19 protein-coding genes are annotated in these 25,660 nt (G+C 57.4%); 12 read left to right on the top strand and 7 right to left on the bottom strand.

Features of this window, described 5'->3' with window-relative positions; genetic code table 11:
• The first annotated feature begins 32 nt into the window (after positions 1-32).
• From thrA to BLR44_RS01240, 5 genes are all read left to right on the top strand, one after another.
• Positions 33-2,483, top strand: a complete 2,451-nt coding sequence (gene thrA, locus BLR44_RS01260; RefSeq protein ID WP_089678111.1) for a bifunctional aspartate kinase/homoserine dehydrogenase I — start codon at positions 33-35, stop codon at positions 2,481-2,483.
• 479 nt (positions 2,484-2,962) lie between these two features.
• Positions 2,963-4,177, top strand: a complete 1,215-nt coding sequence (locus BLR44_RS01255) for a proline dehydrogenase family protein (protein ID WP_089678110.1) — start codon at positions 2,963-2,965, stop codon at positions 4,175-4,177.
• A 294-nt stretch (positions 4,178-4,471) separates the two neighbouring features.
• A complete protein-coding gene (locus BLR44_RS01250; protein WP_089678109.1) occupies positions 4,472-4,951 on the top strand; it encodes a hypothetical protein in 480 nt (159 codons plus the stop codon).
• 182 nt (positions 4,952-5,133) lie between these two features.
• A complete protein-coding gene (gene lysS, locus BLR44_RS01245) occupies positions 5,134-6,882 on the top strand; it encodes a lysine--tRNA ligase (RefSeq protein WP_089678108.1) in 1,749 nt (582 codons plus the stop codon).
• Between the two features lie 240 nt (positions 6,883-7,122).
• The gene (locus BLR44_RS01240) at positions 7,123-7,857 is read left to right on the top strand and encodes a DUF4386 domain-containing protein (RefSeq protein ID WP_089678105.1); all 735 of its coding nucleotides are present in this window, start codon (positions 7,123-7,125) and stop codon (positions 7,855-7,857) included.
• Between the two features lie 4 nt (positions 7,858-7,861).
• Here the strand turns inward: BLR44_RS01240 and BLR44_RS01235 are convergent, their stop codons facing one another.
• From BLR44_RS01235 to BLR44_RS01220, 4 genes are all read right to left on the bottom strand, one after another.
• Positions 7,862-8,443, bottom strand: a complete 582-nt coding sequence (locus BLR44_RS01235; protein WP_089678103.1) for a Crp/Fnr family transcriptional regulator — start codon at positions 8,441-8,443, stop codon at positions 7,862-7,864.
• Positions 8,444-8,585: 142 nt separating this feature from the next.
• The gene (locus BLR44_RS01230) at positions 8,586-9,557 is read right to left on the bottom strand and encodes a hypothetical protein (RefSeq protein ID WP_089678101.1); all 972 of its coding nucleotides are present in this window, start codon (positions 9,555-9,557) and stop codon (positions 8,586-8,588) included.
• Positions 9,558-9,918: 361 nt separating this feature from the next.
• The gene (locus BLR44_RS01225) at positions 9,919-10,659 is read right to left on the bottom strand and encodes a hypothetical protein (protein WP_089678099.1); all 741 of its coding nucleotides are present in this window, start codon (positions 10,657-10,659) and stop codon (positions 9,919-9,921) included.
• A 161-nt stretch (positions 10,660-10,820) separates the two neighbouring features.
• Positions 10,821-12,050 carry a DUF6786 family protein gene (locus BLR44_RS01220; RefSeq protein ID WP_089678097.1) on the bottom strand — a complete coding sequence of 410 codons (1,230 nt, stop codon included), beginning with the start codon at positions 12,048-12,050 and terminating at the stop codon, positions 10,821-10,823.
• Positions 12,051-12,158: 108 nt separating this feature from the next.
• Here BLR44_RS01220 and BLR44_RS01215 point away from each other — a divergent pair, with 108 nt between their 5' ends.
• Together BLR44_RS01215 and BLR44_RS01210 are read left to right on the top strand one after the other, a co-directional pair.
• Positions 12,159-12,848: a 3-keto-disaccharide hydrolase gene (locus BLR44_RS01215; protein WP_089678096.1), complete on the top strand. Its 690-nt coding sequence runs from the start codon at positions 12,159-12,161 to the stop codon at positions 12,846-12,848.
• A gap of 419 nt (positions 12,849-13,267) precedes the next feature.
• Positions 13,268-15,700, top strand: coding sequence for an ABC transporter permease (locus BLR44_RS01210; RefSeq protein WP_089678094.1), 2,433 nt, complete (start codon positions 13,268-13,270; stop codon positions 15,698-15,700).
• 18 nt (positions 15,701-15,718) lie between these two features.
• Here the strand turns inward: BLR44_RS01210 and BLR44_RS01205 are convergent, their stop codons facing one another.
• A complete protein-coding gene (locus BLR44_RS01205) occupies positions 15,719-16,528 on the bottom strand; it encodes an SDR family NAD(P)-dependent oxidoreductase (protein ID WP_089678092.1) in 810 nt (269 codons plus the stop codon).
• A gap of 217 nt (positions 16,529-16,745) precedes the next feature.
• On the opposite strand from BLR44_RS01205, the gene BLR44_RS01200 reads away from it, so the two are divergent.
• On the top strand, positions 16,746-19,220 hold the full coding sequence (locus BLR44_RS01200) for an ABC transporter permease (protein ID WP_176955853.1): 2,475 nt from the start codon (positions 16,746-16,748) through the stop codon (positions 19,218-19,220).
• A gap of 115 nt (positions 19,221-19,335) precedes the next feature.
• Positions 19,336-19,605, top strand: coding sequence for a hypothetical protein (locus tag BLR44_RS01195; RefSeq protein WP_089678088.1), 270 nt, complete (start codon positions 19,336-19,338; stop codon positions 19,603-19,605).
• 75 nt (positions 19,606-19,680) lie between these two features.
• Here the strand turns inward: BLR44_RS01195 and BLR44_RS01190 are convergent, their stop codons facing one another.
• Both BLR44_RS01190 and BLR44_RS01185 read right to left on the bottom strand, forming a co-directional pair.
• Positions 19,681-20,376, bottom strand: a complete 696-nt coding sequence (locus BLR44_RS01190; protein ID WP_089678086.1) for an ABC transporter ATP-binding protein — start codon at positions 20,374-20,376, stop codon at positions 19,681-19,683.
• A 47-nt stretch (positions 20,377-20,423) separates the two neighbouring features.
• Positions 20,424-21,902 carry a DUF5687 family protein gene (locus tag BLR44_RS01185; RefSeq protein ID WP_089678084.1) on the bottom strand — a complete coding sequence of 493 codons (1,479 nt, stop codon included), beginning with the start codon at positions 21,900-21,902 and terminating at the stop codon, positions 20,424-20,426.
• A gap of 296 nt (positions 21,903-22,198) precedes the next feature.
• Between BLR44_RS01185 and BLR44_RS01180 the strand changes: the two genes are divergently transcribed.
• Genes BLR44_RS01180 through BLR44_RS01170 form a run of 3 tightly spaced genes read left to right on the top strand, consistent with a single transcriptional unit; the run spans position 22,199 to position 25,597 of the window.
• On the top strand, positions 22,199-23,530 hold the full coding sequence (locus BLR44_RS01180) for a TolC family protein (protein WP_176955852.1): 1,332 nt from the start codon (positions 22,199-22,201) through the stop codon (positions 23,528-23,530).
• A 6-nt stretch (positions 23,531-23,536) separates the two neighbouring features.
• Positions 23,537-24,811, top strand: a complete 1,275-nt coding sequence (locus BLR44_RS01175) for an efflux RND transporter periplasmic adaptor subunit (protein ID WP_089678080.1) — start codon at positions 23,537-23,539, stop codon at positions 24,809-24,811.
• Positions 24,812-24,850: 39 nt separating this feature from the next.
• Complete coding sequence (locus tag BLR44_RS01170) at positions 24,851-25,597, top strand: ABC transporter ATP-binding protein (protein WP_089678078.1); 747 nt, start codon at positions 24,851-24,853, stop codon at positions 25,595-25,597.
• The last annotated feature ends 63 nt before the right edge of the window (positions 25,598-25,660 follow it).

Below are 25,660 nucleotides of genomic sequence, written 5' to 3'. Positions count from 1 at the left end.
GGTGGACGGTCGCGAAACAGTCACTGGTTAAGATGAAAGTGCTCAAGTTTGGAGGAACTTCCGTGCAGGGTCCTTCGGAAATCAAACAGGTAGGAAGCATTGTCCAACAAGCATATCAGGAGAATTCGACGGTGGTCGTGGTACTCTCCGCGATGTCGAAAGTCACCGATCAACTGATCGGGCTGGCGCGTCAGGCCGTAAGTGGCGACGCAGGCTACCTCCAGGAGTGGGAACAACTCACCCAACGCCACGACAACTGCATCCGTGCGTTGTTCGATGCACCCCAGGCCGACGAGGTTTCCCGGACGATTCACGGGCTGCTCCACGAACTGAAAGACGTGCTGCAAGGGCTTTATCTCGTGCGTGAACTGACGCCCAAGAGCCTCGATTTTGTGATGAGCTTCGGCGAGCGCCTCTCCAGCCGCATCATCAGCCAGTACCTCGCCACGCAGGGCCTGCCGACCGAATGGCTCGACAGCCGCAACCTGATCGTCACGGACCGGAACTTCAACAACGCCCGCGTCGATTTTGGTGCGACCAACGCCCGCATTGCCGAGGCCATTCCGTCGCACGCCAAAGTCGTGGTGATGCCCGGTTTTATCGCCGCCACCCGCGAAGGCGAAACCACCACACTGGGACGCGGCGGCTCCGACTACACCGCGTCGATTGTGGCGGCGGCGCTGCCCGACGTAGAGCTGGAAATCTGGACCGACGTGGACGGGATGATGACCGCCGACCCGCGCAAGGTGCGCCGGACGTTCCCCCTGCCGCGCCTCTCTTACCTCGAAGCGCTGGAACTTTCCCACTTCGGAGCGAAGGTGCTCTACCCACCGTCGGTGCAACCGGTGCTGGCCCGCAACATTCCACTGCGCATCAAAAACACCCACCGTCCCGAAGCGGAGGGCACGCTGATCACCGACCGTTCGGACGACCAGCAACGCGCCGTCAAGGGCATTTCGTCGATCGACCACATCGTGCTGGTGTCGCTCAAAGGCAGCGGCATGGTGGGTGTGACGGGCATCGCGATGCGCTTCTTCAGCGCGCTGGCGCTCCATCAGGTCAACGTCATTCTGATCACGCAGGCCTCGTCCGAGCACTCGATCACGGTCGCCATCACCCCGGCCGACGCAGAACGCGCCCAACAGGGATTGCAGGAAGAATTTAAGACGGAACTGGCCTACGGACAGGTCGACCCGATTCTGGTGGAAGACGGCCTCAGCGTCCTGGCCATCGTCGGCGAAAACATGCGCAACACGCCCAACGTGGCGGGGCGGCTGTTCTCGGTGCTGGGCAAAAACGGCGTCAACGTCCGTGCCATTGCGCAGGGTTCGTCCGAGCACAACATCTCGTGCGTGATCGAACAGGACGACATTCGCAAAGCGCTGAACGTAGTCCACGAAGCGTTTTTCCTCTCCGACATCAAAATCCTGAACCTGTTCCTGATCGGGACGGGCACGGTGGGCGGCACGTTCCTGAACCAGCTCCACGCCCAGCGTCCGCACCTGCTCGAAGCCCACGGCCTCGACATTCGCGTGGTGGGCATCGCCAACCGCCGCCGGATGCAGCTCGCCGAAGACGGGTTCGACCTCGCGTCGTGGCCCGAACAGGGCGACGATTCCGGCCAGCCGACCGATCCGGCCGTCTTTGCGCGGGAAATGCACGCCCTCAACCTCAGCAACAGCATTCTGATCGACTGCACGGGCAGTGCCGCCATCGTCGAGTTGTACGAAGAGGCGCTACGCCACGGCATCTCGATCGTGACGCCCAACAAAATTGCCTGCTCCGGTCCCTACGACCGGTACCAGCGCCTGAAACAGATGACCTCCCGCCGCGGCGTGCGCTTCCTCTACGAAACCAACGTGGGCGCGGGCCTGCCTGTGATCGGCACACTCCAGGACCTGATTCAGAGCGGCGACCGCATTCTGAAAATCGAGGCTATTCTGTCGGGCACGCTCAACTACCTGTTCAACGAACACAAAGAAGGCGTGGCCTTTAGCGACGTGGTGAAAACGGCACAACGGCTGGGCTACTCCGAACCCGATCCGCGCATTGACCTGAATGGCGTGGACGTGGCCCGGAAGATCCTGATTCTGGCCCGCGAAGCCGGTTCGCACCTGGAACTGTCGGACGTGGTGCTTCACAACTTCCTGCCCGAAGACTGCCGCGAAGCCGCCACGGTCGACGCTTTCTTCACGCTTCTGCCCAACTACGACGCGCACTTTGAAAACATGCGTCAGGAAGCCGAAAAAGCCGGTAAACGCCAACGGTACGTCGCCACGTACGAAGAGGGCAAGCTTTCCTGTGGCCTCCGCACCGTGGGGCCGGAGCACCCGTTTTTCCAGGTAGAAGGCAACGACAACATGGTGCTGTTCACCACGGAACGTTACCAGGAACGGCCACTGATCGTGAAGGGAGCCGGGGCTGGGGCTGAAGTCACCGCCGCCGGGGTCTTCGCCGACATCATCCGCGCCGGCAATTTTTAGGTCGAATGCCTACGTCTTGTCGTCTCTACGGCGCGTTAGCGGCGCGCAGCAAAGCGTAACCGCCACAACGGACCGTTTGTGGTAGGAAATATTGCACGTTTACGCGACTAGGCGTCCTCGACCCGGTTTTCAACGTACGCATGTTGAAAACTGTGCTACGAAGGCATGCACGATTTTACCCGCAAGCCTGCGCGGCGCGGCTTCAAGCTTGCGGTAGAAGAGATTCAACGTTGATGTCATGCTGAAAGCCTCTTCCAACCCGTCAAGCCTATTTATCTTCAAAGCCAAAGAGAGGCTTTCAGCATGACAGGCAAGAGAAGCAAGCCAATCATCGCCTCAGCACCAGGAGTCGGACGTTGGCTTCTATCACCCATCAGAAAGTTGATCAGCTCCAAAATAGTATACCTGCCACGGCCCGTTGTGACGGAATAATGCGCGCGCTCCGCTAACTTTGCGCGCCGCTTTGCGGTTATACACGTATGCAGAATCCGCTTGCGCAACCGGAGCCCGCTCTCCCCGCGCCGCCCCTCTCGTTCGACGATACGTCGATCGCGTTTTCGTCCAAATCCGACCGTGAGTTGCGACGGACCTACTGGCTGTTTGCGGCCATAAATCAACCCTGGCTTACCGACCTCGGGACGGGCATTTTGCAACGGGCGCTGCGTTGGCACCTGCCAGTGAAAGGACTGGTAAAGGCCACCATTTTCGACCACTTTGTGGGCGGCGAAACCATCGCCGACTGTGAGCATACCATTCAAAGCCTGGCGCAGTACGGCATCGGGACCATCCTCGATTATTCGGTCGAAGGCGAAAAGACGGAACAGGGATTCGAACAGACGACCCGCGAAACCATCGCCACAATCGAGAAAGCGGCAACTACCCCGAATCTACCGTTTACGGTCTTTAAAATGACGGGCGTGGCGTCGTTTCTGTTGCTGAAAAAGAAACAAGCGGGCGAGCCCCTTTCGGCCAAGGAACAGGAAGCGTGGCAACGGGTGGAAGCGCGCGTAGACCGGATTTGCCGTACGGCCCACGCCAACGGCGTACCGGTCTTTATCGACGGAGAAGAAACCTGGATTCAGGACGTCATCGACGAGGTGGCCTACGCCATGATGCGGAAATACAACCAGGAGCGCGCCCTGGTTTACAACACCTTCCAGCTTTATACCAAGGCCGGTCTGGCCAAACTCCGCCGGGCGCACCACCAGGCCGTGATGCACCATTATTACCTTGGCGCGAAGCTGGTGCGCGGTGCCTACATGGAAAAGGAACGCGACCGCGCCGAACGCAAAGGCTACCCCGACCCGATTCAGCCCAGCAAAGAGGCGACCGATCACGATTACCACAAAGGGCTTCTGTTCTGCCTGAACGAGAAACAACGCATCTCGCTCTGCGCCGGGACGCACAACGAGTACAGCTGCTACTACCTCGCCGCGGCGATGGAAAAGCACGGCATCGCGCCGAACGATCCGCGCGTCTGGTTCGCCCAACTCTACGGCATGGGCGACAACATCTCGTACAACCTGGCCCACGCTGGCTACAACGTCGCCAAGTATGTGCCCTACGGTCCGGTCCAGGCCGTGATTCCGTACCTGATCCGTCGCGCCGACGAGAATACGTCCGTAGCGGGCCAAAGCAGCCGGGAGTTTACCCTCATCCAACGCGAACTGGCGAGGCGGAAAGCTCAGGCATAGCTAGTGCACTTGAGCGCGCGAAACTTTCCGTAAAATTGTCGGTATTGCGTAGTGCGCTATCCTGTTAGCTTGATGAAGCGAAACGTTATTTTTCTTGTATCAACGTTGCTGTTGCTCTCCTGCGGAAAGACCAGCACGCTTTCTGAGGAAAGTGGCGCTGATACGATCAAAGCCCTTTCTATACTTCCACCTTCGGTTTCTGAAGAGTCTACCCGCACTATCGCAGCTGCCGCACCCGAGACAGAGGAAGAGCCTTCTCCTCAACGGATTTCCACACAAGGTCAAGTACTCTCTGTGCAGGAAGAACTCATCATGCCGAGCGACTACCTGACGACCGCTATGGTAGTGGCTACTGCGGAGGGCGATACGTTGGTCTTTCTGGATATGGGGGGATTTGAATCGCTGGTAGGGCTAGAGATTCCGGTCTCTTATTCCCTTCAGCAAGGTGACCAACTGCTTGTTTGTTTCGATTGCACCACCCATCAAGGTCCGATCCCCCTTTACGACCTGACGGCACTTCCCTCTGAGGTAGAATTTGCCCGCCTGCAACTGGAAAAGTACCTCCCCGACCCCTACATCAATCCGGCGGCAACTTACCAGATGCGGCGGGAGGACGGCACCCTCGGTGATTATTACAGCAACGTGGAAAACCTGATTGCCGACAGCACCCGAATGGCCAGTGGATTTTTCAGCTACGGCGTGGTCACGAAATGGCATCCGCAACTCCGCAACCGCGAAGTGCTGGAACAGCTTCTAAATGATGAAATCGACTAATCGCTTTTAGAAGGCAACGCAACCGAACCTGCGACCTGCAACGTGTGACCGATCCCCCCCGCCCCCATTTTTTCCGACTTTTTTCAAACCTCTGCGTAGCTTTGCAGCTTATTGATCATACACGGTCTTTTTTCCGTAGAAATTCTTAAAAAGACCGTTCCACCTGAAATTGTACCACTTCCATGTCCTTAAGCGAACAGGAAATACGCCGTCGCCACGAGCGCGAGGAACTGATGAAACTGGGGATCGACCCCTACCCGGCCGATTTGTTTGACGTCAACGTCACGGCCGAGGACATCCACCGCAACTACGAGCGCCGCAAAACCGATTACAAAAGCATCTCGATTGCCGGGCGGCTGATGAGCCGCCGCATCATGGGCAGCGCATCGTTTGCCGAAATTCAGGACGCGACCGACCGCATCCAGATTTACGTGCGGCGCGACGACATCTGCCCCGGCGACGACAAGACGCTCTACAACACGGTGTTCAAGAAGATGCTCGACATCGGCGACATCATCGGCATCAAGGGCTACGTCTTCACCACGCAGACCGGCGAAATCTCCATCCACGTCACGTCGCTGAAGGTGCTGACCAAATCGCTGCGCCCGCTGCCGGTCGTGAAACGCGAGGAAGACGCCGAGGGCAACGTGCTTAAGGAATACGACGCCTTTGCCGATCCGGAACTGCGCTACCGCCAGCGGTACGTGGACCTGATTGTGAATCCGCACGTGCGCGACGTGTTCCGCAAGCGGACTCAGCTGGTGCAGTCGATGCGCAATTACCTGAACGAACACGGCTACCTGGAGGTCGAAACGCCCATCCTGCAACCCATTTACGGCGGGGCGGCGGCGCGGCCTTTCAAGACGCACCACAACACGCTCGACACCACGCTCTACCTGCGCATCGCCAACGAACTCTACCTCAAGCGCCTGATTGTCGGGGGCTTCGACGGTGTATACGAGTTTTCGAAAGATTTCCGCAACGAGGGCATGAGCCGCTTCCACAACCCGGAATTTACGCAGGTGGAACTGTACGTGGCCTACAAGGACTACGCCTGGATGATGGACCTCGTGGAAGAGATGGTGGAGAAGGTGGCGATGGACCTGCACGGCACCACCGAGGTAAAAGTCGGCGAAAACGTCATCAATTTCCAGCGGCCCTGGCAGCGCTACACCATGTTCGAGGCCATTGAGCACTTCACGGGCATCGACATTTCGGAAATGGACGAAGCGGCCCTTCGCGCGACCGCGCAGAAGCTGGAAGTGCCCGTCGACGAGACGATGGGCAAAGGCAAGCTGATCGACGAGATTTTCGGGGAGAAGTGCGAGCCGCACCTGATTCAACCGACGTTCATCACCGACTACCCGGTCGAGATGTCGCCGCTCGCCAAGCGCCACCGCAGCAAGGAAGGGCTGGTGGAACGCTTCGAGGCGATCTGCAACGGCAAGGAAATTTGCAACGCGTTCTCGGAACTGAACGACCCCATCGACCAGCGGAAGCGCTTCGAAGAGCAACTCGAACTCGGCCGCCGCGGCGACGAGGAAGCGATGGTGCTGGACGAGGATTTTCTGCGCGCGCTGGAATACGGCATGCCGCCGACGGCCGGGCTGGGCATCGGGATCGACCGCCTGTCGATGATCATGACCAACCAGCACTCGATTCAGGACGTGCTCTTCTTCCCGCAGATGAAGCCGGAAAAACGCCCCGACGTGGTGACGCCCGAACAGTTTAAGGAACTGGGGGTGCCCGAGGGCTGGATTCCCGTCTTGCAGCAGATGAACTTCGCCAACCTGGACGCCTTCCGCGACGCAAACCCGAACAAGCTGTTCAACGAACTGGGCGGCAAGCGCAAAAAACTCAAACTCGACCTCTCCATGCCCACCCTCGACGAGGTGAAAGGCTGGGTCGAAAAGGCCGGCGCCTTGGCGTAGATTATAAATAGAGTCAAAGAAAAACCCCCGCTTTCGTCATTACGAGGAAGGGGGGGGTTTTTAGTGGGGCAGCCCCAGAACAGCGGTCAGCTTCTGATGACCTGCACAACATACGCAACCGGACCTGCACCCCTCGCTGCTTCTCGTGTTCTTCTGGTTTTGACCGGCCGTCCCGTTCTTGATTTAAGTCAATGACATGCCGGCATTGCGAGGCCAACTTGCCTCCAAACAAAACCGAATATGGACACCATCCACGTTATGACCCGCCCCGAACGCCAGGTCGGGCAAGTACAGCTCATTACCATCGTCGGCATCAGCCTTGTCCTAATGTTTGCACTGGGCCTCTTTGCAGAATTCAGGGTGCGGGCCTCGCTGATTCACTGGAACGATCCGGTGGCTACCTACACGACCCTTCGGCCTGCCCTGGGCCTATTCAGCGCAGGCATTTTCGCGTTTGTCGTCATCACATTTCTGGATGTGGTGCTGTCGGTGGCGTTTTGCACCCTTTTCGTCACCCTTCATCGGTTTGTCGCCCTCCTGATGACGAGTTTGCGTCTTCTTTATGCGGCCTTCCAAGGGGTTGCTTTGGTCGGATTGATCCTGGCCAGGGACCTGTACGCTGCCGCACCGACCGAGACGGTCGACCTGCAAGTCGCCCATACGGCAATGCAGTTCCTGAAGCTGCAACACATGGGCTTTGCCCTCGGGCTGATCTTCTTTGGTTTGCACCTGATTCTCCTGGGCTGGTTGCTACGCAACGTGCCAGAAATGCCCAGGGTGGTGGTGTGGGTGCTTTTCGCGGCGGGGATCGGCTACGGCCTGAACAGCCTTGCACTTTTGTTCACCCCTGAGGCTACTGTGGTCCAAACCGTCATCATCGTACTCTTTATCATTCCCATGACGTTCGCCGAGTTGTCGCTGGGCGGTTGGCTCTGGGTGAAACGCAAAAGAATGGCCACTCTCTTGCCCGGTTGAAAAACTAGTTTTTTTGAGCAATGCGTTTGCGAATGCGGCTCAGGGTTTCGGGTTTGATCCCCAGATAGCTCGCCACGTGGTACTGCGGCACGCGGTGGATGAGGTCGGGGCGTTGCTCCAGCAGTTGCACGTAGCGTTGCTCGGGCGTCAACGTGATGAACGTGGCACTCAAATTCTGGTACTTCCCAAACTCCGCACGAATAAAAAGACCCGACATTTTCTCCAACTTAGGATTTCTGGCGTATGCTTCGTCGATCTGATCCAGCCGCCCGATCACCAGCATGGTTTCTTCTTCGCAGACCCAATTGAACAGACAGGGTACTTTTTTAGAAGCGCTGTCAAAGGCCACAATGGCCTCTCCTTCAGAATAGAAGTACGTCGTTTTTTCTTCGCCGTCGACAAGTTCATACTGCCTCACCAGCCCCTGAACAACAAAATAGCATTCTCTGGAAACCTGGCCCTGCCGCAGCACATGCGTCCCTTTAGAGAAGGTTTTGTAGGGCGTCTCTTTCAGCACCGCGGCTTTCTCCTCTTCGGTCAGCGGTATGTACTTCGTAATGTAGTCCAGAATTCTTTGCTCCGTCATTTCACAACCTTAACGGGACCGGAAAAACACTCCGTCGGTACGACGTAATTACGCATTTACGCAGGCAAACACAAGCAAACGCAAACGCCCCACGTCCAGTCTGAAGAGGTGAAAGGCCTGTGCATAGGGCATTTAACCACATTTAACCAAATCCCCCATTTGCGTCATCATGAGGAAGCCGGGGTGTTGTTTTATCGATAACGAGTTCAAGCATTCTATCTCTTTTTCTAAAAGAAGATTTTCGGCCTACGGCTTCACCTTTGTTAGTTAGAAGAAAATTAAATTCCCATTTTCCTGTCTTAGTCAACACAAATTGTATTTTTTCAAAGACAATCTTGTTTTTTATCTCCGTTATTTTGTGCTTCAAATTTGTGAGTTCATCAAATTCTAGCGCCTTCATAAGTAAATCAGGTTCTTTTATACTGGCGAATAGTTCCACCTCTGGGTTACCAGAAATCTTTATTACATAACTGATTGGACGATTTTTAGGAATAGCTTTTACCAGTAATTCTTTTACTGATTGCCTTATAAAGTCATAAAGCTTTATTGTGTCTTCAGCAAACTTGTCTGATAATTGATCTGAAATCTTATTTACCGTTTTATCAAGGGCAGATCTCAAAAACTTATAAATAAAGTAGTACTCTGCAATCTTTACAATAATCTCAGGGTCGTTGAAAATAGACTTTCTTAAAAATGATTCTGTTTCGATATCTAAATTACTTTGCTTCAGGACCTGAATATATTCTTCAAAATCAGCACGAGTTTCAAAGTTTGCTTCATCTAGACTGACTTTTATTTGTGAAGAAATATCAAAATCGGGCTCGTTCAGTGGTTGGTCATTACTTGAACAGCTAGCCTTTACCAAATCCTTATCCCATTCGATCTCTTCATAAACATCATACTTTAGCATCTCTACTGTTAAGTAATGATGTCCTTCCGATTCAATAACCTCTGCATTAACTATCTTACCTAATGGTGGTAATCCAGTCATATGCTCTACACTATAGCGAACTTTACGATCACCATTTATTATGTCAGCTGCCGATTCGAGACCTTGTTTTGTAATAAGATCTCCTTGGCTATCTACATGATCCGACGAAATCACAACCCTCATTTCGCTAAAATAATATAGTTTTTTTGATCTTCTCTAATTATAAAATTGCTTGACTCTTTCCACATGACCAGGTTGGCATAACCGTATCTTTTTTGAGGGGATCCCTCAACTGGAACGCTAACCGGAGGCCGCGTACGGTGAAAACCAAGCCGACACACCCGAACGGTAGTAAACTCATCATGAAGAAGACAAAGAAAACCATGTCCGTTAGTTCGACGGTTAGCACTGTCGAGCATATAGAGACCAAGCAATACAAAAGGAGCGAGATAGCTGTAGATCGCCATCCTGTAGTAAGATGTAATCTTGTTCTCCATAGATCCCAAACGGATGGATCGTCAAGAGCATTCGCTTTGTACAACGATCAAATCTCCAGTAGTTGTGGCCTTACCTTCTGGCAGAATCGCTGATACGTTTCGTCTTGCCTCCCCTGCATACCGGGGAAACCACATGCCTTAAAACTCAGTCGCAAGTAGTTGACAAAGGTCGTCTCGTGAGGCTCATGGCGGAAAAAGCTGTCCATACTCGGCATTGAAGTAATTTCCAGCGCATACGCAGAACCACCGCTCACATTATCCTTGTGGTACACATCGGCCGCAAGTTCCAGGCAAGCCCTTTCCTCCATTGCCACGGCTTCACGGGTCGATGCTTCCCAGTAATCATCCGTCACTTCTTCGACCAACGCATCCAGGCTTGCGATCTGCACCGGGTCAGTACGCTCCCACAGCAGCGTGGGGAAGCGCTGGTAATCCCAGGCCAGGTTCACGCCCCCTACCGCCCGGTAGAAATGGTGCAGCGAACGCGGCACATATCCGTAGGGGCGAACGGCCTCATCAAGCGTTTGCAACAGCGATTCCGTAGCGGGAAAAGGTTCCACCAGAGGACGCTCGTACGTTGCAGCACGCTCGCGATGAAGCTGGTACCCGAGATGCGCCAACTTCTGTCGAATCACCTTCAGGTTATGCGCTACACGCCTGAACATTTCTGAGAAAACCCGATCCATGTAGGCCAACGTGTCGGACTCAAAGGCGTTTTCTCCTAAGTCGAGAATTTCGTCATACACCTGCCTGGTTTCGCCGTGAAGGTATCGTTCGTACAAGGTCATGCCGGAATGGTAGTGGTTGGAAAACGAAACTACGCGCTGGCGTACGCTTCTGGTAGTAGGAAGCCCAAAAGTTTGTAGTTGGCGCACGACTACGCTGCGGGTCTGAAACTAGACTCCACTACGTGGTGACGGCCCGTGATCAGTCGGGGCAGCGCCGCCTCTTACTTCACCTGCTCGAGGTCTACGCCCAGAAGCTGTTGCGCCAGTTGCCGCAAGGCTGCGTACTCGCCCTGAAAATGGCAGGTGACCTGGCGATAGGTTTGGGTCTCGCCCGGCAGGAGCGGCCGCACGGCCGACGAAGATTCCAGTTCGTAGAACGGCCCGAGCTGGGAGCCGTCGGCAAGCGGCCCATCGTTGTAGGCATTGACCACGTCGCCGCGGTACGGGTGGTCGTGGTGCTCCCAGGTGGACTTGACGTAGAGGCCGTTTTCTTCGACCGGAAAGAAGATGCAGGTCAGGAGGTTGCGGGCAAAGTCGTAGCTCCCCGCCACGCCTTTGGACAGCACCGGCGTCATCCCGATTTTGCTGCGGAACCGGCCGTCGCAGGTCAGCACGAGCACGCTGTCGAGGCGCTGCAGGCGGTCGTCGGGAATGGTGCCGAAATAGGTGTCGGTGATGTGCGCAGCGGCGTCGGGGCGCGGACGGAACGGCACGATTACTTTGGTCTGCGGGGAGGGCGTCAGCATGCCCAGGAGCCAGATCGACAGAAGGCCTTCTTCTTCCGTCCAGGCGGTGGGACCGGCATTGGTCAGTCGGTTGTCGGTTTCGTACCCCACGGTGGCCACCCCGTCGGGCAGGGCAACGCCCAGGCGTTGCCCCAGTTCCTGACGCGACAGGAGCGTCACCGCGCGCCGGATGGCGAGGTCGAACCGGGTGCCGCTGTGGTTGGTGAGCTGCGCCGTTTTGGTGAACACCGCGTGCCGGTCGTCTGCCTCCACCACCTCGTAAGCCACCGTTTCAATCAGGCCGGGCACCTGCCAGTGCGCCATGTCGTACGGAGCGCCCTCCGCGAAGTAAACAGAATACTGACCGCCCTCCGGCCCCAGCCAGAAACGCTCCTCACCCCCCACGGGGTTGAACTGCGCACTCCGCGCCCCCGAGGCCATCAGGTCGTAGTTCAGCCAGCCGTAGCTCGTGCCGTTGGTGCCCGTTGCGGTGCTGGTCATCACCCGTCCCTGGTAGTCGGCCGAGAGCAGCACCCGGGCGTCGCCCCGGATCAGTTCCAGCACTTGGTGCGTGTGTTGTTTCAGAAAATCGACGTCGTAGGCGTACGTGCCGCGCGTGGGCGTAGCGGTGGTGTCTTGGGTCATAGAAGAAGGCGAACGGGAAGGCTGGCAGGCCACCAAGGCACTCAGGCACAGGCCCAACCCGAAAAAACGAAGGTGGAACATCGGTCTGTAGGCAATCTTGTATAGAGAGCGCACCACGGCCGCGAACTACTCGTTGCGTTGCCGGATTGGCCGCCGCCCGTTACTTTGCCGCTTTGCTTTTCCAATCTCATGAAAAAAATCCTTTTCCCCTGCTTTCTTTTTTTGATTTCCTGCGGCATTGTAACGGCACAGGTGCCCCCCCAGAAACACCCCGACACCGGACAGCCCGGCTGGAAACCCCTGTTCCAACCCGACCTGTCCGACGCGGCCTACCCGACGGGCATCTGGCGCATGGAGAAGGGCGTGCTGACCGCCACCGAAGACCTCAACATCTGGAGCAACCGCCCCTACGACAACTTCATCATCGACCTGGAATTTAAAACCGCCGACGGCACCAACAGCGGCGTGGTGGTCTATTGCAGCGATACGGCCAACTGGATTCCCAACTCCATCGAGGTGCAGATCGCCGACGACTATTCGGAAGAGTGGAGCAAGGCGGACCCGAGCTGGCAGTGCGGGGCGTTTTTCGGACACAAAGCGCCGACCCAAAGCGCGGTAAAAAAGCCGGGCAAATGGAATAAGTACACCATTACCTGCCAGGACAACCGCATCTGGATTCTGCTCAACGGCCAGCAGGTGAACGAGATCGACCTGACGCAGTGGACTTCGGGCTCGAAAACCCCAGACGGCAAAGACATTCCGTCCTGGCTCAACAAACCCTGGGCAACGTTGCCCACGCGGGGCTACATCGGGTTTCAGGGCAAACACGCCGGCGCACCCATTTACTTCCGCAACATCATGATCAAGGAGTTGCCCTAGGGAGGCCGGAGGTCCGCAGACGGGAGGCCGAACCAACGGAAAGGCCGCGCTCTACTCTTTCCTTCTCTTTATTTCTTCATTGTCATCTCTACAACAGGAGAGATCTTCTATCTTTTGGAACGAGATCTCTCACTAACGTTCGAGATGACAATGCTGTTTGTAAGGGGTGGGGCGGGACATGAACGCGACATGAAGCCGATAAAACTCGCCATCTTCATCAACAGGAGAAAGCTTTTCTCAAGAGCTAGGAGGTCTGGCGAGACCCGGTCTGCCGAGACCCGGCGCCCCTTGGTTGAGCTGACAGCGAATGGGTAAGGACTTTCCCTGCCGCTTCCTGCATAGAGGACTCGCCTGGCTGCAAAACGCTGGCATCTTTCCCGGAAACTACAGACCTTCCTGGTAGACCTTTCCCCTGTGCCATGCTCCGCAATTACCTGAAAGTCGCCTTCCGTACGCTGCGCAAGCAGCCTGCGATTTCGCTCATTCACCTCGTCGGCCTGACGCTGGGCCTGACCTTCGCGCTGGTGCTCGGCGTGGTGGTGCGCTACGAATTGAGTTTCGATCAGTTTCACTCCCAGGCCGACCGGATTTACCGGGTGGTGCGTGTCTCTGCCGCAGAAACCGAGTTTCGTACCGGCGTCTCCTTTCCCGTGCCCGATGCCCTCCGTGCCGACGTGCCCTCGCTGGAAGCGGTGACCGCCATGCTGGACCTGGGCGGGGCGCAGATTGGGGTATACGGCCCCAACGGCACCATTGCCGAACGGTTTCAGGAACGAGGCTGTGCCGTAGTCGATTCCACGTTCTTTGAGATATTCGATTTTCAGGAGACGGGGTTGCGGTGGCGGGCGGGCAATCCGGCCACGGCACTGGCCGAGCCGTTTGCGGTAGTACTGACCGAAACGCTGGCGCAGAAGTATTTTCCGGATCAGGATGCCCTGGGAAAATCGCTGCGGATCGACAATCAGTACGACTTGCAGGTGACCGGGGTGGTTTCCGACTTTCCGGCCAATACGGATCTGCCCTTTACCGTGCTGATCTCGCACGCTACGCTGGACCAGGTGCTGCGCGATCAAAAGAACGACTGGTATGGGGTCAGCGACGCGTACATGTGTTTCGTGCGCCTCCGGGAAGGGACGCCCCCCACCCGGGCCAATGCGCAAATCAAAGCCGCACACGCCCGGAACGTGCCCGCCGATCTGGCCGAAAGCCGCATCTACCGATTGCAGCCGCTTTCCGAACTTCACACCGATCCGCGCTTCGGCAACTACAACTTCCGGACGGTTCCTCCGCAGACCCTCTGGACCCTGGCCCTCGTGGGGGCGTTCATCCTGCTGATGGCCTGCATCAACTTCATCAACCTTTCGACGGCGCGGGCCGTGATGCGAGCCCGCGAAGTCGGGCTACGCAAAGCGCTGGGCGGGGCGCGGGCACAACTCGTCGGCCAGTTTATGCTGGAAACGTTTCTGTTGGTTTTGCCGGCCGCGCTTCTGTCTTTGCTGGCGACGCAGCTCGTTCTGGCGCAGGCTGTTGCGTTAACCCACGTAGAACAGCCGCAGGCGCTGTGGACAGAACCGTGGCTCTGGCGGACCGGAGCCGGTCTGGTGGCGGGCGTCACGTTACTGGCCGGTTTTTACCCTTCGCTGGTGCTGTCAGGCTTCTCGCCCATCCGGGCCCTGAAAAAACAAGTGGCCGCTACTCACCGAAGCAACGGTCTGCTGCGCCGCAGCCTGGTGACGCTCCAGTTTTTTATTGCGCTGGTGTTTGTGATGGGCACACTGGCAGTGGTGCAACAGATGCGCTACTTTCGGAATTTCAACATGGGTTTTAACCAGGAATCCGTTCTGTTGATCAAGCTCCCTCGCCGCTCTCCGGAACTCTTAAATACCCTGCGTAACCAATGGTCGAGCCTGGCGCAGGTACAAGACGTCACCTTTTCGATGGCCTCCCCGGCGGGGGTCGGGTGGGAAAGCCAGGCCACGGACATCCGTCGGGCAGAGGCACCGCCAACCGAATCGCTGGTGTTTCAGGTCAACTTCGTGGACGATCGCTACCTCCCGTTTTACGAAATTCCGTTAGTAGCGGGCCGCAACTTTCGGCCGACCGACTCGACCGACAGCCTCCACCGGATCATTCTCAACGAAACCCTGACCAAGGCGCTGGGGTTTTCGTCACCGGCCGATGCCCTCGGGCAGGAGCTGATCCAGGGAGCCGACCGGTTTACCATCATCGGTGTAATTCAGGATTACCACACCCAGTCGCTGCACCAGCAGGTGGGTTCGCTCGGGCTCATGTTCAACGTCAACCTTCAGGCGGCCAGCCTGCGACTCGCCCCGGGCGGGACGTACGAAACCCTTCAGGCTACCCTCGCACAAGCCAAAGCGGCGTGGCAAGAGGCCTTTCCCGAATATGTATTCGACTACTCGTTTCTGGACAAGAACATCGCGTCGTATTACCGGGAAGAGACCCGCCTGTCGACCTTGTTTAACATTTTTACCGGCGTCGCCATTTTCATCGCCTGTCTGGGTCTGCTCGGGCTGGCCTCGTACACGGCCCTGCAACGCACCAAAGAGATCGGCATCCGCAAGGTGCTGGGCGCATCGGTGGCGGGCATCCTGGTGCTGCTCTCCAAAGACTACCTCCGCCTGCTGCTGATCGCCTTTGTGGTCGCAGTGCCCGTTGCCAATTACTTCATCACCGAATGGTTGCAGAGTTATCCTTACCAGATTCCGCTGAGCATCTGGCTGTTTGCCGTGCCGGGGATCGGGGTGCTGTTGATGGCCCTCCTGACCATCGGTGCTCAGTCGATGCGGGCCGCGCAGACCAACCCGGTCGACAGCCTGCGCCAGGAATAACACGCGCCGCCCCGAACCTCAGACGATGGCCTCGCCCCCGTCTACGCGAATGATGGCACCGTTCACCCAGGCCGCTTCGGGAAGCGACAGGAGCCAGACCACGTTGGCGATGTCTTCGGGCGTGGTGAGCCGGCCGAGGGGGTTGCGTTTGCGCGCGTTGAGCAGCAACTGATCGCTGCCGGGAATCATCCGCAGCGAGGGCGTATCGGTAATACCCGCCTGAATCAGGTTGGTCCGCAGGCCGTAGGGAGCCAATTCCAGTGCCATGGACCGGGCCAGGGCTTCGAGCACGCCTTTTGCCGCCGACACCGCCGCGTACGAACGCCACGCCCGTTGGTTCCCTTCGCTGGTCAGGGCCAGAATGCGGGCGTCTCTGCTTAGCATGTCGCGGTCAAGCAAGTGGCGCGTCCAGCGCAGCCAGTTGGTGCCCATGGCCTGAATGGTGAACAGCAAGTCGCTCTCTTCCAGCAGATCTTCCGTCCGTTTTTCGAACGGAAGCGGGGCCATAGGCTTTAAGTTGCCCCGGGCGACGGCGTGGAGGAGGAGTCCTATTTTACCCTGAGTTTTCTGTAACTGTTGGGCAAGTTTCTCCAGAATCTGCTGCTGGCCTTCGTCGGTGGTGGCGTCCAGGTTGAGCGACAGCAGCGTCCCCCCTTGCGCACGAAGCTCTTCGAACTCGTCTTCCACCTGCACGGTCTGTGCGCGGCGCTCGCGGTACACGGCGCACACGGCCCAGCCTTTCTCCAACAGCTTATGTACACAGGCCAGTCCGATTCCACTCGAACCGCCCAGAATCAGAGCCCATGCTGAGCCCGAGGTTGTTTTCATACGATAGGAAAGAATAGCCAAATGTAGACATTTGGCCGTATTCCCGAAGGGCTGCCCCCACCCCCGTACCCGCCGACGGCGACACTTCTGGTGCCTGCAAAATCCCGTCGCTTCGCTGCAAAAAGCTGGACATTGCCTGCGGGTCTTTGCACCTTTAACCCACCAGGTCATGGGAGTGCGCCTGTTAAGTCCTCCCCTCCTCCAGCCTCATACGGGTATGTTCCGCAACTACTTCCTGATTGCCCTCCGCAGTTTCCGCAAGCACAAAACCTTTAGCCTGATCAACCTCGTCGGCCTGACGCTGGGCCTGACCGCCGGGCTGCTCATTTTCGCGTGGGTGCTGGACGAAACCCGTTACGACCAATTTCATCGGGAGGCCGACCGCGTGTTTCGCGTGCAGACCTACTGGGGCGACGATCCGCAAACCGATCAGTACGCCACCACGCCCCCGCCGCTGGCCGAGGTAATCAAGTCGGAAGTACCGGAAGTGGAAGCCGTGGCACGGGTGTTTACCTGGAACGCCTCCACGATGCGACTCCCCGAAAACGAAGACCGGGCGTTCCGCGAAACCCGCATTTTTATCGCCGATCCTAATTTTCTGGAAGTGCTGGACTGTCATCTGATCCGAGGAGAAGCCGAAACGGCGCTGAAAGATCCGCAGTCGATCGTCATCACGAAGGCAACGGCCCTGCGGTATTTCGGGCAGGAGGCGTGGGACCAGAACCAGGTACTGGGACGGAGCATTCTGTTTGGCGGTGATCGTACCCCCCGGCACGTCACGGGCGTGGTCGATCCCCCCGCGCAAACGCATTTTCCGTTCGACATGCTGGTGAACATCCACTTCGGATACGACGAGTTTGCTTACAACGACAACTGGGCGTGGAACATCGTCCATACGTACATCAAGGTCAAACCGGGCGTGCAAACCGATCCGGCTGCCATGGCTGCCCTGGAACGCCAGTTCGACCGTATCGTGCAACAGTACAGCCTGCCTTACCTGCGGCAAAACACTGCCTGGCAGCCGCCGAGCGACATGCGCTTCGACTACCGCCTGATACCCGTCGAAGACATCCACCTGCATTCGCACCTGCTGCGCGAGCATACGCCGAACGGCAGCATCTGGGTCGTCTATACGCTGACGGCCGTCGGCCTGTTGATTCTTCTGCTGGCGGCCATCAACTTCACCAACCTGTCGACGGCGCTGGCCACCCGCCGTGCCAAGGAAATCGGGGTGCGCAAGGTGCTGGGTGCGTCGCGGGCCACGGTCGTTACCCTCTTTTTGTCCGAATCGATGCTCTTTACGTTGGTCGCGTTTGCGGCGGCGTTTGGGTTGGCCGAACTGCTGCGCAGGCCGTTTTACCAACTGAGCGGGAAGGAACTCGACTTTTCGTGGCTCGGGCAACCGCAGTGGTTCGGACTGGTGGCGCTGGGACTCGTCGCGCTGGGATTGCTCACCGGCAGCTATCCGGCGCTGGCGTTCTCGCGGTTCCAGCCGCTGCGGGTCCTTAAAGGACAGGGCGGCATCGTGGGTCAGGGTCACCGGCTGCGCAACGTGCTGGTCACCCTGCAATTTACCATCGCCATTGCGCTACTGATGGGCACGGGCCTGGTGGTGGCGCAGTTGCGTTTTATGCGGCAACAGGAGTTGGGGTACAACCGCGAGAACGTCCTGATTATCAAGAACGACCGTGAGGTAACCGACCGCTGGCGCGAGTTTAAAGAACAGCTCGAAGCGCTGCCGACGGTGCGCAGTGCCTCGTTCGCAACGGGTCTACCTTCTCAACCGCTGGTGCAGGTACGCGATTTCCGGCCGGAAGGTGGGGCCGAAGGACAAGGCTTGCAGTGGTTTCTGGTCGACGACGCCTACCTGGGGACGCTGGGGCTGGAACTGGCCGATGGGCACAATTTCCGGCGCGACGGCACGGCCGAGCAGCAGTCCGGTCTGCTCTTGAACGAAGCGGCAGTCCGCGCCCTGGGATTGCACGATCCGGTGGGCACGTGGATTCTCAAAAACGAAGGGATGGACGATGCCCAGCGGTTGCAGGTGATCGGCGTGGTCAAAGACTTTAACCTGGAATCGTTCCACAGCGCCGTCAAGCCCCTGGCGATGCAGTATTTTATCCCCGACCCGCCCGGCATGACCGACTACGTCGCCGTCCGCCTAGCACCGACCCAGGGCACGGCCAACTCCCTGGACCAAAGCCTGCGCGCCATCGAAAACGTCTGGCAACACTTCGAAGCGGAAGATCCGTTTGTCTACTCGTTTCTTGACCAGGATTACGACGCCCTGTTTCGGTCCGAACAACGGCTCAGCGGCGTGCTGAACTGGTTCACCGGTCTGACGCTGTTCATCGCCTGCCTGGGTTTGTTTGGTCTTTCGCTCTACAGCACCGTGCAGCGCACCAAGGAAATCGGCATCCGCAAAGTGCTGGGCGCGTCGGTCGGCGGTGTGCTGCTGATGCTCTCCCGAGAATACCTCCGGCTGATCGTCGTGGCGGTGGTCATTGCCATTCCCCTTGCCAACTACTTCGCCACCGAGTGGCTCCACAACTTCGCGTACCACATCGACATCCGCTGGTGGTGGTTTCTGCTGCCGGGCATGATGACCCTGGCCGTTGCGCTCCTCTCCGTCAGCGTCCAGTCCCTGCGGGCGGCGCGGGCCAACCCCGTCGAAGCACTGCGCTACGAATAACGCGCCAGGACATTTTTCGCAAAAACCACATCTTAATTATCAGGATTTTTGAAACAATTTCGTCCGGTTGCAGTTCAATGACTGAGAATCATTTTTTTACCTAAACACAATTCTTATGGAAACCACAGCCAAAGACGTCAAGAATAAACTGGACAGCGTTAACCCCGACCACAAAGAGGGCAAAGTGGCTACTGCCATCGAAGAGCAGACCGCCAAAATTCCCTCCGACATATTCCTGTGGGCGTCGGTAGGTTCCATGGCCGCTTCGCTGACGCTAAAAATCCTGAAAAAAGATCAGGAAGCGTTGTTCGTCGGACAGTGGGCCGCGCCGTTTATGCTGCTCGGGATTTACAATAAACTCGTGAAGCTGGAAGGCCACGATTAAGTTTTTATACCTTCCTCGCAAGAAAGCCTGATCCCCGTTCGCGGAGGTCAGGCTTTTTTGTGGCTTACGCTGTCGCTAAACCGCAAAATAGTGTTCCAGGGCGGGCAATGTTTCTTCGGTGGTGGGGACGTCTTGCACAACTCGCCCCCGTTCCAGCAAGAGAATGCGCTGGCTCACTTCGGTGATGTGTTTCAGGTCGTGGCTGGAAAGGATCAGCGTAGTTCCTTCGGCATGCAACTGGCGCAGCCGCCTTTTGAGCCAGGCTTGCGAAGTCGGGTCGAGGTTGGCGAAAGGCTCGTCGAAAATCAGCAGTTCCGGTCGCCCCAGCATCGCGGCGATGACACCCACTTTGGTCTTGTTGCCTTTCGAGAGGTCGCGGTTCAGCTTGCGGGTTTCGAACAACACCTCGTCGCTGAAACCAGCCGAGCTTTCCAGAAATGTACGTACGTCGGCGGCATTGAGGCCATGGAGCTTCCCGACAAACCGGAAATACTCCGCCGGGGTGAGGTATCCGATCAAAAAGCCCTCGTGCAGGTACGAGCCGGTGTAAGGCTTCCAGTGTTCGCTGCGGACCACGAGCTGCCCTTTGGAGCGTACCTCGCCGGTGGTGGGCGCAATCAGGTCCAAAATCAGGCTGAGGAGAGTGGTTTTACCCGCCCCGTTGTTGCCAATGAGCCCGATGCTTTCGCCCGTAGCGATGGATAGTGCTGGAATGTCTAACACCAGTTTGCCGGCTTCGTAGGCTTTTTTGAGGTTGTGTAGTTCGATCATACAAAAAGAGTCAGGAGCTGCATCGGGCCACGATGCAACGTCAACGTCTACTCGCTTTCGGTCCGGAAACCAGCGGCCATCTTGTATTTCTGGTGCAGCAACTGCTTTTCGATCTGCTGCAACAAAAAGTTTCTTCTCAGCAAACCTATGACGCCCAGCACACCTAGCGCCAGGTAGCCGTACTGCGGGGTCGCCAGAGCCGATACACCTTTGTAAATCCAGAAAGGCACCAGGAACACAGGAATCGCCAGCAGGAAAATCATTAGCGAGTTTCCCTGGAAGTTAAAAAAAGCGCGTTCGGTCGGATCAATGCGTTTCGTACGCCATGTCCCCAGCAAAAGCGTCAAGAAGAGGTTGATGCCGATGCCATACAACGCACAACTCACGCTCAGGTAAAAGAACTCCAGGTCCAGAAATCCGTAGCATGACATCACCCCAAACGTAAGGGTACTTAGCAGCACCAGGACCCCGTACTTTGCCCTCAGGTACTGAGACAGGGTCATCGGTAGGCTAAGGAAGCCGTCGAAATACATGCTTTCCCACGAAAACAGCAGCTGGCCGTATTGCCACGCCACGCCGCCACACAAGACGACGTATCCGATGAAATAGCCGATTATGGCGCGGTCGCCACTTGGATTACGGTATAAAACCAAGGGGTAGACGAACAGCAGGATACTGGTAAACAACTGCGTGCGACTGCGCTTGTTGCGCCAGATCATCTTCAATTCCATGCCCATCAGTTCGCCCACGATGCCGCGCTGTTCCAGCCAGGCAAAGGGGTCGGTCGCATACGCCTGCGACGTACGGCGCGTCTCTTCCAAGTAGATTTGCCGGCGGAGCAGACGGTATACCAGCAGATAACTTGCCCCCAACCAGCCCAGCGGCACCAGCAGCCCCCACGTGTGGGCGGCCATCGTAAAAACGGCATCCCGGAAGTAGGCCGAAAACGACCCGATTCCTTGCAGGTCGAGGATCAGCAGCCCGGTCAGCAGCAACAGGACGCCGATTGCCACGACCGGACGCAGAAAGAGGGACTTCTTGAGGTAAAAATTCAGAAAATTATTGCCGAAAAGAATCGCCAGTAGCCCGACTAACCAGCTTCTGCCCAGCGTTGCGCCGTATTCAGGCATGACCTCCCGAAAGGCAAACGGCACCAGCAGCAGTACCGGCAGCAGGTTGAACACACTGAAAAACGACCGCCCCAGCAGGAAGTGCAACAGACGATTCCGGGAAACAGGCAGGTGCAGGTAAGGCGCAATGACCAGGGTCGGTAGGCGTTGCCAGAAGAAACGTAGCATCAGGTCGGACACCGCGTAGTAGAAAAGGAATTGTGTCAGGAGGACGGTAGGATCGTCGTCCGGAAAGGCAGAGCGCAGTAATGCATTCCCGAAAAGACCCGCCATCAGAAAGATCGCAACGAAGTAGATGATGCCGAGGATCACCAGCAGGTTCAGCACCACATTCTGCTGCCAGCGTGTCGAGCGAATCTGGGCTTTCCACTGGTGGGCTAAAAGCCAGTTGATCATGGAGAAGTGCGGTTGAAGTAGGGCTCAAACCAACGCATTCCCCGTTAGAAATCCAAACGGTACCACGCTGCCGGAAAAGAGAAAAAGACGCACGGGCGTTTGTGCGAAGTCAGCCGAAAAAGTGCCTTCCTGAAAACGCTAACGCCCCCTCCCCCGACGCCCCCGGTGTGGCGCGTCCTGGTAAACGTCGGGACAAACCGGGCGAACGTCCGGAAAGGGACCGCGAACGTCCAGACATGGTTGTTGTCGCCTCATCAGGGGCCGTTCTTTGCTGTAGACAAGCGAAAAATACAACCATGCACAGTCTTCGCACTTTCTTTTTTCTTCTGGTCGTGCCGCTCTTGGGGTGGCGGGGGACGGCCACCGCCCAGCAACCAGATCCCTGGACGCTGGAGGCGATGATTCGATACGCTACGGAAAATAACCTCCAAGTTAAGCAGGCCGCCCTGACCACCCAGTCGTATGCGGCCGATTACACCCAGGCTAAAGCCAGCCGCCTGCCGAGCCTGAATGCGTCGGGTACCCAAACCCTGACGGCCGGGCGCAGCATCGACCCCGTCACGAGCGATTTCGTAGCCCAGAACGTCTACGCGACCAGCCTGAACGCCAACGCGTCGTTTACGCTCTACAACGGCGGCAAGATCAACAACACGATCAAAGCCAACGCCCTGCAGGTAAAATCGGGCGAACTGTCCACGGAAGAAGCCAGGAACGACATCACCGTTGCTCTGACGCAGGCCTACCTACAGGCGCTTTATTACCGGGAGTCCATTGCCGTGGCAGAGGGGGTTCGGGCCTCGTCTGCCCAGCAGCTGGAACGAACCGAAGCTCTGTTCAGCGCCGGTTCGGCCAGTGCGCAGGAACGCGCGCAACTCAAGTCGCAATACGCCAACGACCAGGCCAGCGTCATCACCGCCCAGAATCAATACAACCAGCAGATTCTGATCCTCAAGCAACTGCTGGAACTGGGCATCGGCGATGCGCTGGACATTGCGATCCCGGATTTGCCCGAAGACCTGGATTTGGCCATCACGCCCAAGCAGCAGGCCTACAACAACGCCATTCAGGCCCTGCCGGAAGTAAAAAACAGTGCGCTGAACGTGCAGATTGCCGAGTACCAACTGAAACAGGCACAGGCCGGGTACCTGCCGACCCTCTCGCTCTCCGGCAGCCTCGGCACGGGCTACACCAACGTACAGGACTTCGCGTACTTCGCGCAGTTCAACAACAACTTCAATCAGCGGGCCGGGGTTACCCTCTCCATTCCCATCTTCGACCGGAAAGTGACCGCCACGAGTGTACAAAAGGCGCAGATTCAGATTCAGAGTGCCAACCTCGAGGTCATCAACACGCACAAGCAGATCTGGCAGACGCTGGAAACGACGTACCAGGACCTGACGTCCAGCCTGAGCCAACTGGAAGTGGCCCAACTGCAACAGGAAGCGGCCGACGAAAGCTACAAGCTGGCTGCGCAACAGTTTCAACTCGGCATGCTTACGACTGCGGACTTCATTCTGGCCAAGAGCGATTACCAGACGGCCGAGCAGAGTTACCTGCAAGCCAAGTACACGGCCCTGATGAACTACCAACTCTATGAATTTTACCAAGGTCATCCCATTCAATTGTAATGCCTCATGAATAAGAAACTTATTTTCATCGCCCTTGCCGTGGTGATTGCCGCCGCGGCTGCCTACTTCGCTTTTTTCCGGGACGAAGCACCTTCCCTGCAGGTCGAGATGGCCGTCGTACGCACCGGCGACCTGTACAACGCCGTGACGGCTACGGGCACCATCCAGCCGCTGACGCAGGTAGAAGTGGGCACCCAGGTATCGGGAACCATCGAAAAAATCTACGTCGACTTCAACACCGAAGTCAAAAAGGGGGACCTGATGGCCGAACTGGACCGAACCGCCCTGCACGCCTCGCTGGCCGAAATGCAGGCGAGCCTGAGCAGCGCCCAGAACGAACTGGACTATCAGCAGAAAAACTACAACCGCATGGCGCAGTTGCACCAGGCCAAGACCGTCAGCGATACCGACTACGAACAGGCCCTGTACCAGCTCAACAGCGCCAAGGCCACCGTAGCACAACGCACGTCGGAACTGAACCGGGCCAAGACGAACCTGAACTACGCGTCCATCTACTCGCCGATCGATGGCGTGGTACTGTCCCGTTCGGTCGACGAAGGCCAGACCGTTGCGGCCAGTTACAGTACACCAACGCTGTTTACCATCGCGCAGGATCTGACCAAAATGCAGGTGGAGGCCGACGTGGACGAAGCCGACATCGGGCAGGTAAAACGGGGACAGCGCGTCTCGTTTACGGTCGATGCGTTCCCCGACGATGCCTTTGAAGGCGAGGTCACGCAGGTGCGGCTGGAGCCGACCGAGGAGTCGAACGTGGTGACGTATACGGTGATCATCCAGGCTGAAAATCCGGAAGGAAAGCTGATGCCGGGCATGACCGCCAGCACGACCATCTACACGAAGGAAGCCAAAAATGTGCTGATGCTGGAAGCCAAAGCGCTCCGCTTTCACCCCGATCCGGTCCTGTTGCAGGTATACGAGCGGCAGACGCAGGTGTCGGTCACGATGCCCGATCGGCCGCCGCAGGATGCGCTCAGCCAGGAAGACGCCCCCCCTGCGATGCAACCGGTAGCGAACCACCAGACTACCCCCGCCGACAACACGCCTGATGCCGCTTCGGCGGAAGTCTGGGTAAAACACGGCCAGACGTTGCAGCCGGTGCAGGTGACGACGGGTCTGTCGGACGGCACCCACGTGGAAATCCGATCCGGTTTGCAGGCGGGCGATCAGGTCGTCGCTTCCATGACCATCCAGTCGGCACAACCGTCCCCCGCTGCACCGGGAAGCAGCCCCTTTATGCCGCAGCCGCCCGGACGCCGGTAATTCTCCCGGTACATCACCTCACGTAGCTTCTCCATCCTCATGTTACAACACATCATTCATATCGAACACCTGAAACGAGAATTTGTGATGGGCGGCCAGACCGTCCGCGCGCTGAAAGGCATCTCGTTTTCTGTACACCAGGGCGAATTTGTCACGATCATGGGCACCAGCGGTTCGGGCAAGTCGACGCTCCTGAACATTCTGGGGTGCCTGGATCGCCCCACCGAAGGACGCTACGACCTGGATGGCGTCGACATCAAGTACCTGGATCGCAACGCACTGGCTCAACTCCGCAACCGGAAAATTGGCTTTGTCTTTCAGTCGTACAACCTGCTGCCGCGCACCTCGGCGCTGGAAAACGTGGAGCTACCGCTGATGTACAACGCCGGGGTATCGTCGAAAGAACGGCGCGCGCGAGCGCTGGCGGCGCTGGAGTCAGTCGGCCTGGCCGACCGGCTGGACCACACGCCGAGTCAGCTTTCGGGCGGGCAACAGCAGCGCGTGGCCATTGCCCGGGCCCTGGTGAACGACCCGGTCATCATCCTGGCCGACGAGGCCACGGGCAACCTCGACACCCGCACGTCTTACGAAATCATGGCGCTCTTCCAACGCCTGAACGAAGAAGGAAAAACCATCGCGTTCGTCACGCACGAGTCGGACATCGCGACGTTCAGTAGCCGGACCATCGTGCTGCGCGATGGCCTGATCGTGAAAGACCAGCCGATTGTGCAGGTCGCCAACGCCAGCGAAGCCCTGGCCCTCCTGCCCGTCACCGATGACTATTGAGATTCAATAATTGCAACCAACCCCTTGCAGATTGGGAAAATGCTGACCATCCGCAATTTGAAA

The organism is Catalinimonas alkaloidigena (assembly GCF_900100765.1).
GTDB classification, from domain to species: Bacteria; Bacteroidota; Bacteroidia; order Cytophagales; family Flexibacteraceae; genus Mooreia; species Mooreia alkaloidigena.
Note: the sequence above shows the minus strand (reverse complement) of the source record. Positions and strands in the feature narration are given on the sequence as shown.

What these genes read in the sequence shown, in the direction of transcription:
- BLR44_RS01210 (WP_089678094.1), top strand. Translation starts at nt 13,268, where the DNA reads ATGCTCCGCAATTACCTGAAAGTCGCCTTCCGTACGCTGCGCAAGCAG.
- BLR44_RS01200 (WP_176955853.1), top strand. Translation starts at nt 16,746, where the DNA reads ATGTTCCGCAACTACTTCCTGATTGCCCTCCGCAGTTTCCGCAAGCAC.
- BLR44_RS01220 (WP_089678097.1), bottom strand. Translation starts at nt 12,050, where the DNA reads ATGTTCCACCTTCGTTTTTTCGGGTTGGGCCTGTGCCTGAGTGCCTTG.
- BLR44_RS01190 (WP_089678086.1), bottom strand. Translation starts at nt 20,376, where the DNA reads ATGATCGAACTACACAACCTCAAAAAAGCCTACGAAGCCGGCAAACTG.
- BLR44_RS01240 (WP_089678105.1), top strand. Translation starts at nt 7,123, where the DNA reads ATGGACACCATCCACGTTATGACCCGCCCCGAACGCCAGGTCGGGCAA.
- BLR44_RS01255 (WP_089678110.1), top strand. Translation starts at nt 2,963, where the DNA reads ATGCAGAATCCGCTTGCGCAACCGGAGCCCGCTCTCCCCGCGCCGCCC.
- BLR44_RS01170 (WP_089678078.1), top strand. Translation starts at nt 24,851, where the DNA reads ATGTTACAACACATCATTCATATCGAACACCTGAAACGAGAATTTGTG.
- lysS (WP_089678108.1), top strand. Translation starts at nt 5,134, where the DNA reads ATGTCCTTAAGCGAACAGGAAATACGCCGTCGCCACGAGCGCGAGGAA.
- BLR44_RS01225 (WP_089678099.1), bottom strand. Translation starts at nt 10,659, where the DNA reads ATGACCTTGTACGAACGATACCTTCACGGCGAAACCAGGCAGGTGTAT.
- BLR44_RS01215 (WP_089678096.1), top strand. Translation starts at nt 12,159, where the DNA reads ATGAAAAAAATCCTTTTCCCCTGCTTTCTTTTTTTGATTTCCTGCGGC.
- BLR44_RS01175 (WP_089678080.1), top strand. Translation starts at nt 23,537, where the DNA reads ATGAATAAGAAACTTATTTTCATCGCCCTTGCCGTGGTGATTGCCGCC.
- BLR44_RS01230 (WP_089678101.1), bottom strand. Translation starts at nt 9,557, where the DNA reads ATGAGGGTTGTGATTTCGTCGGATCATGTAGATAGCCAAGGAGATCTT.
- BLR44_RS01205 (WP_089678092.1), bottom strand. Translation starts at nt 16,528, where the DNA reads ATGAAAACAACCTCGGGCTCAGCATGGGCTCTGATTCTGGGCGGTTCG.
- BLR44_RS01235 (WP_089678103.1), bottom strand. Translation starts at nt 8,443, where the DNA reads ATGACGGAGCAAAGAATTCTGGACTACATTACGAAGTACATACCGCTG.
- BLR44_RS01185 (WP_089678084.1), bottom strand. Translation starts at nt 21,902, where the DNA reads ATGATCAACTGGCTTTTAGCCCACCAGTGGAAAGCCCAGATTCGCTCG.
- BLR44_RS01180 (WP_176955852.1), top strand. Translation starts at nt 22,199, where the DNA reads ATGCACAGTCTTCGCACTTTCTTTTTTCTTCTGGTCGTGCCGCTCTTG.
- BLR44_RS01195 (WP_089678088.1), top strand. Translation starts at nt 19,336, where the DNA reads ATGGAAACCACAGCCAAAGACGTCAAGAATAAACTGGACAGCGTTAAC.
- thrA (WP_089678111.1), top strand. Translation starts at nt 33, where the DNA reads ATGAAAGTGCTCAAGTTTGGAGGAACTTCCGTGCAGGGTCCTTCGGAA.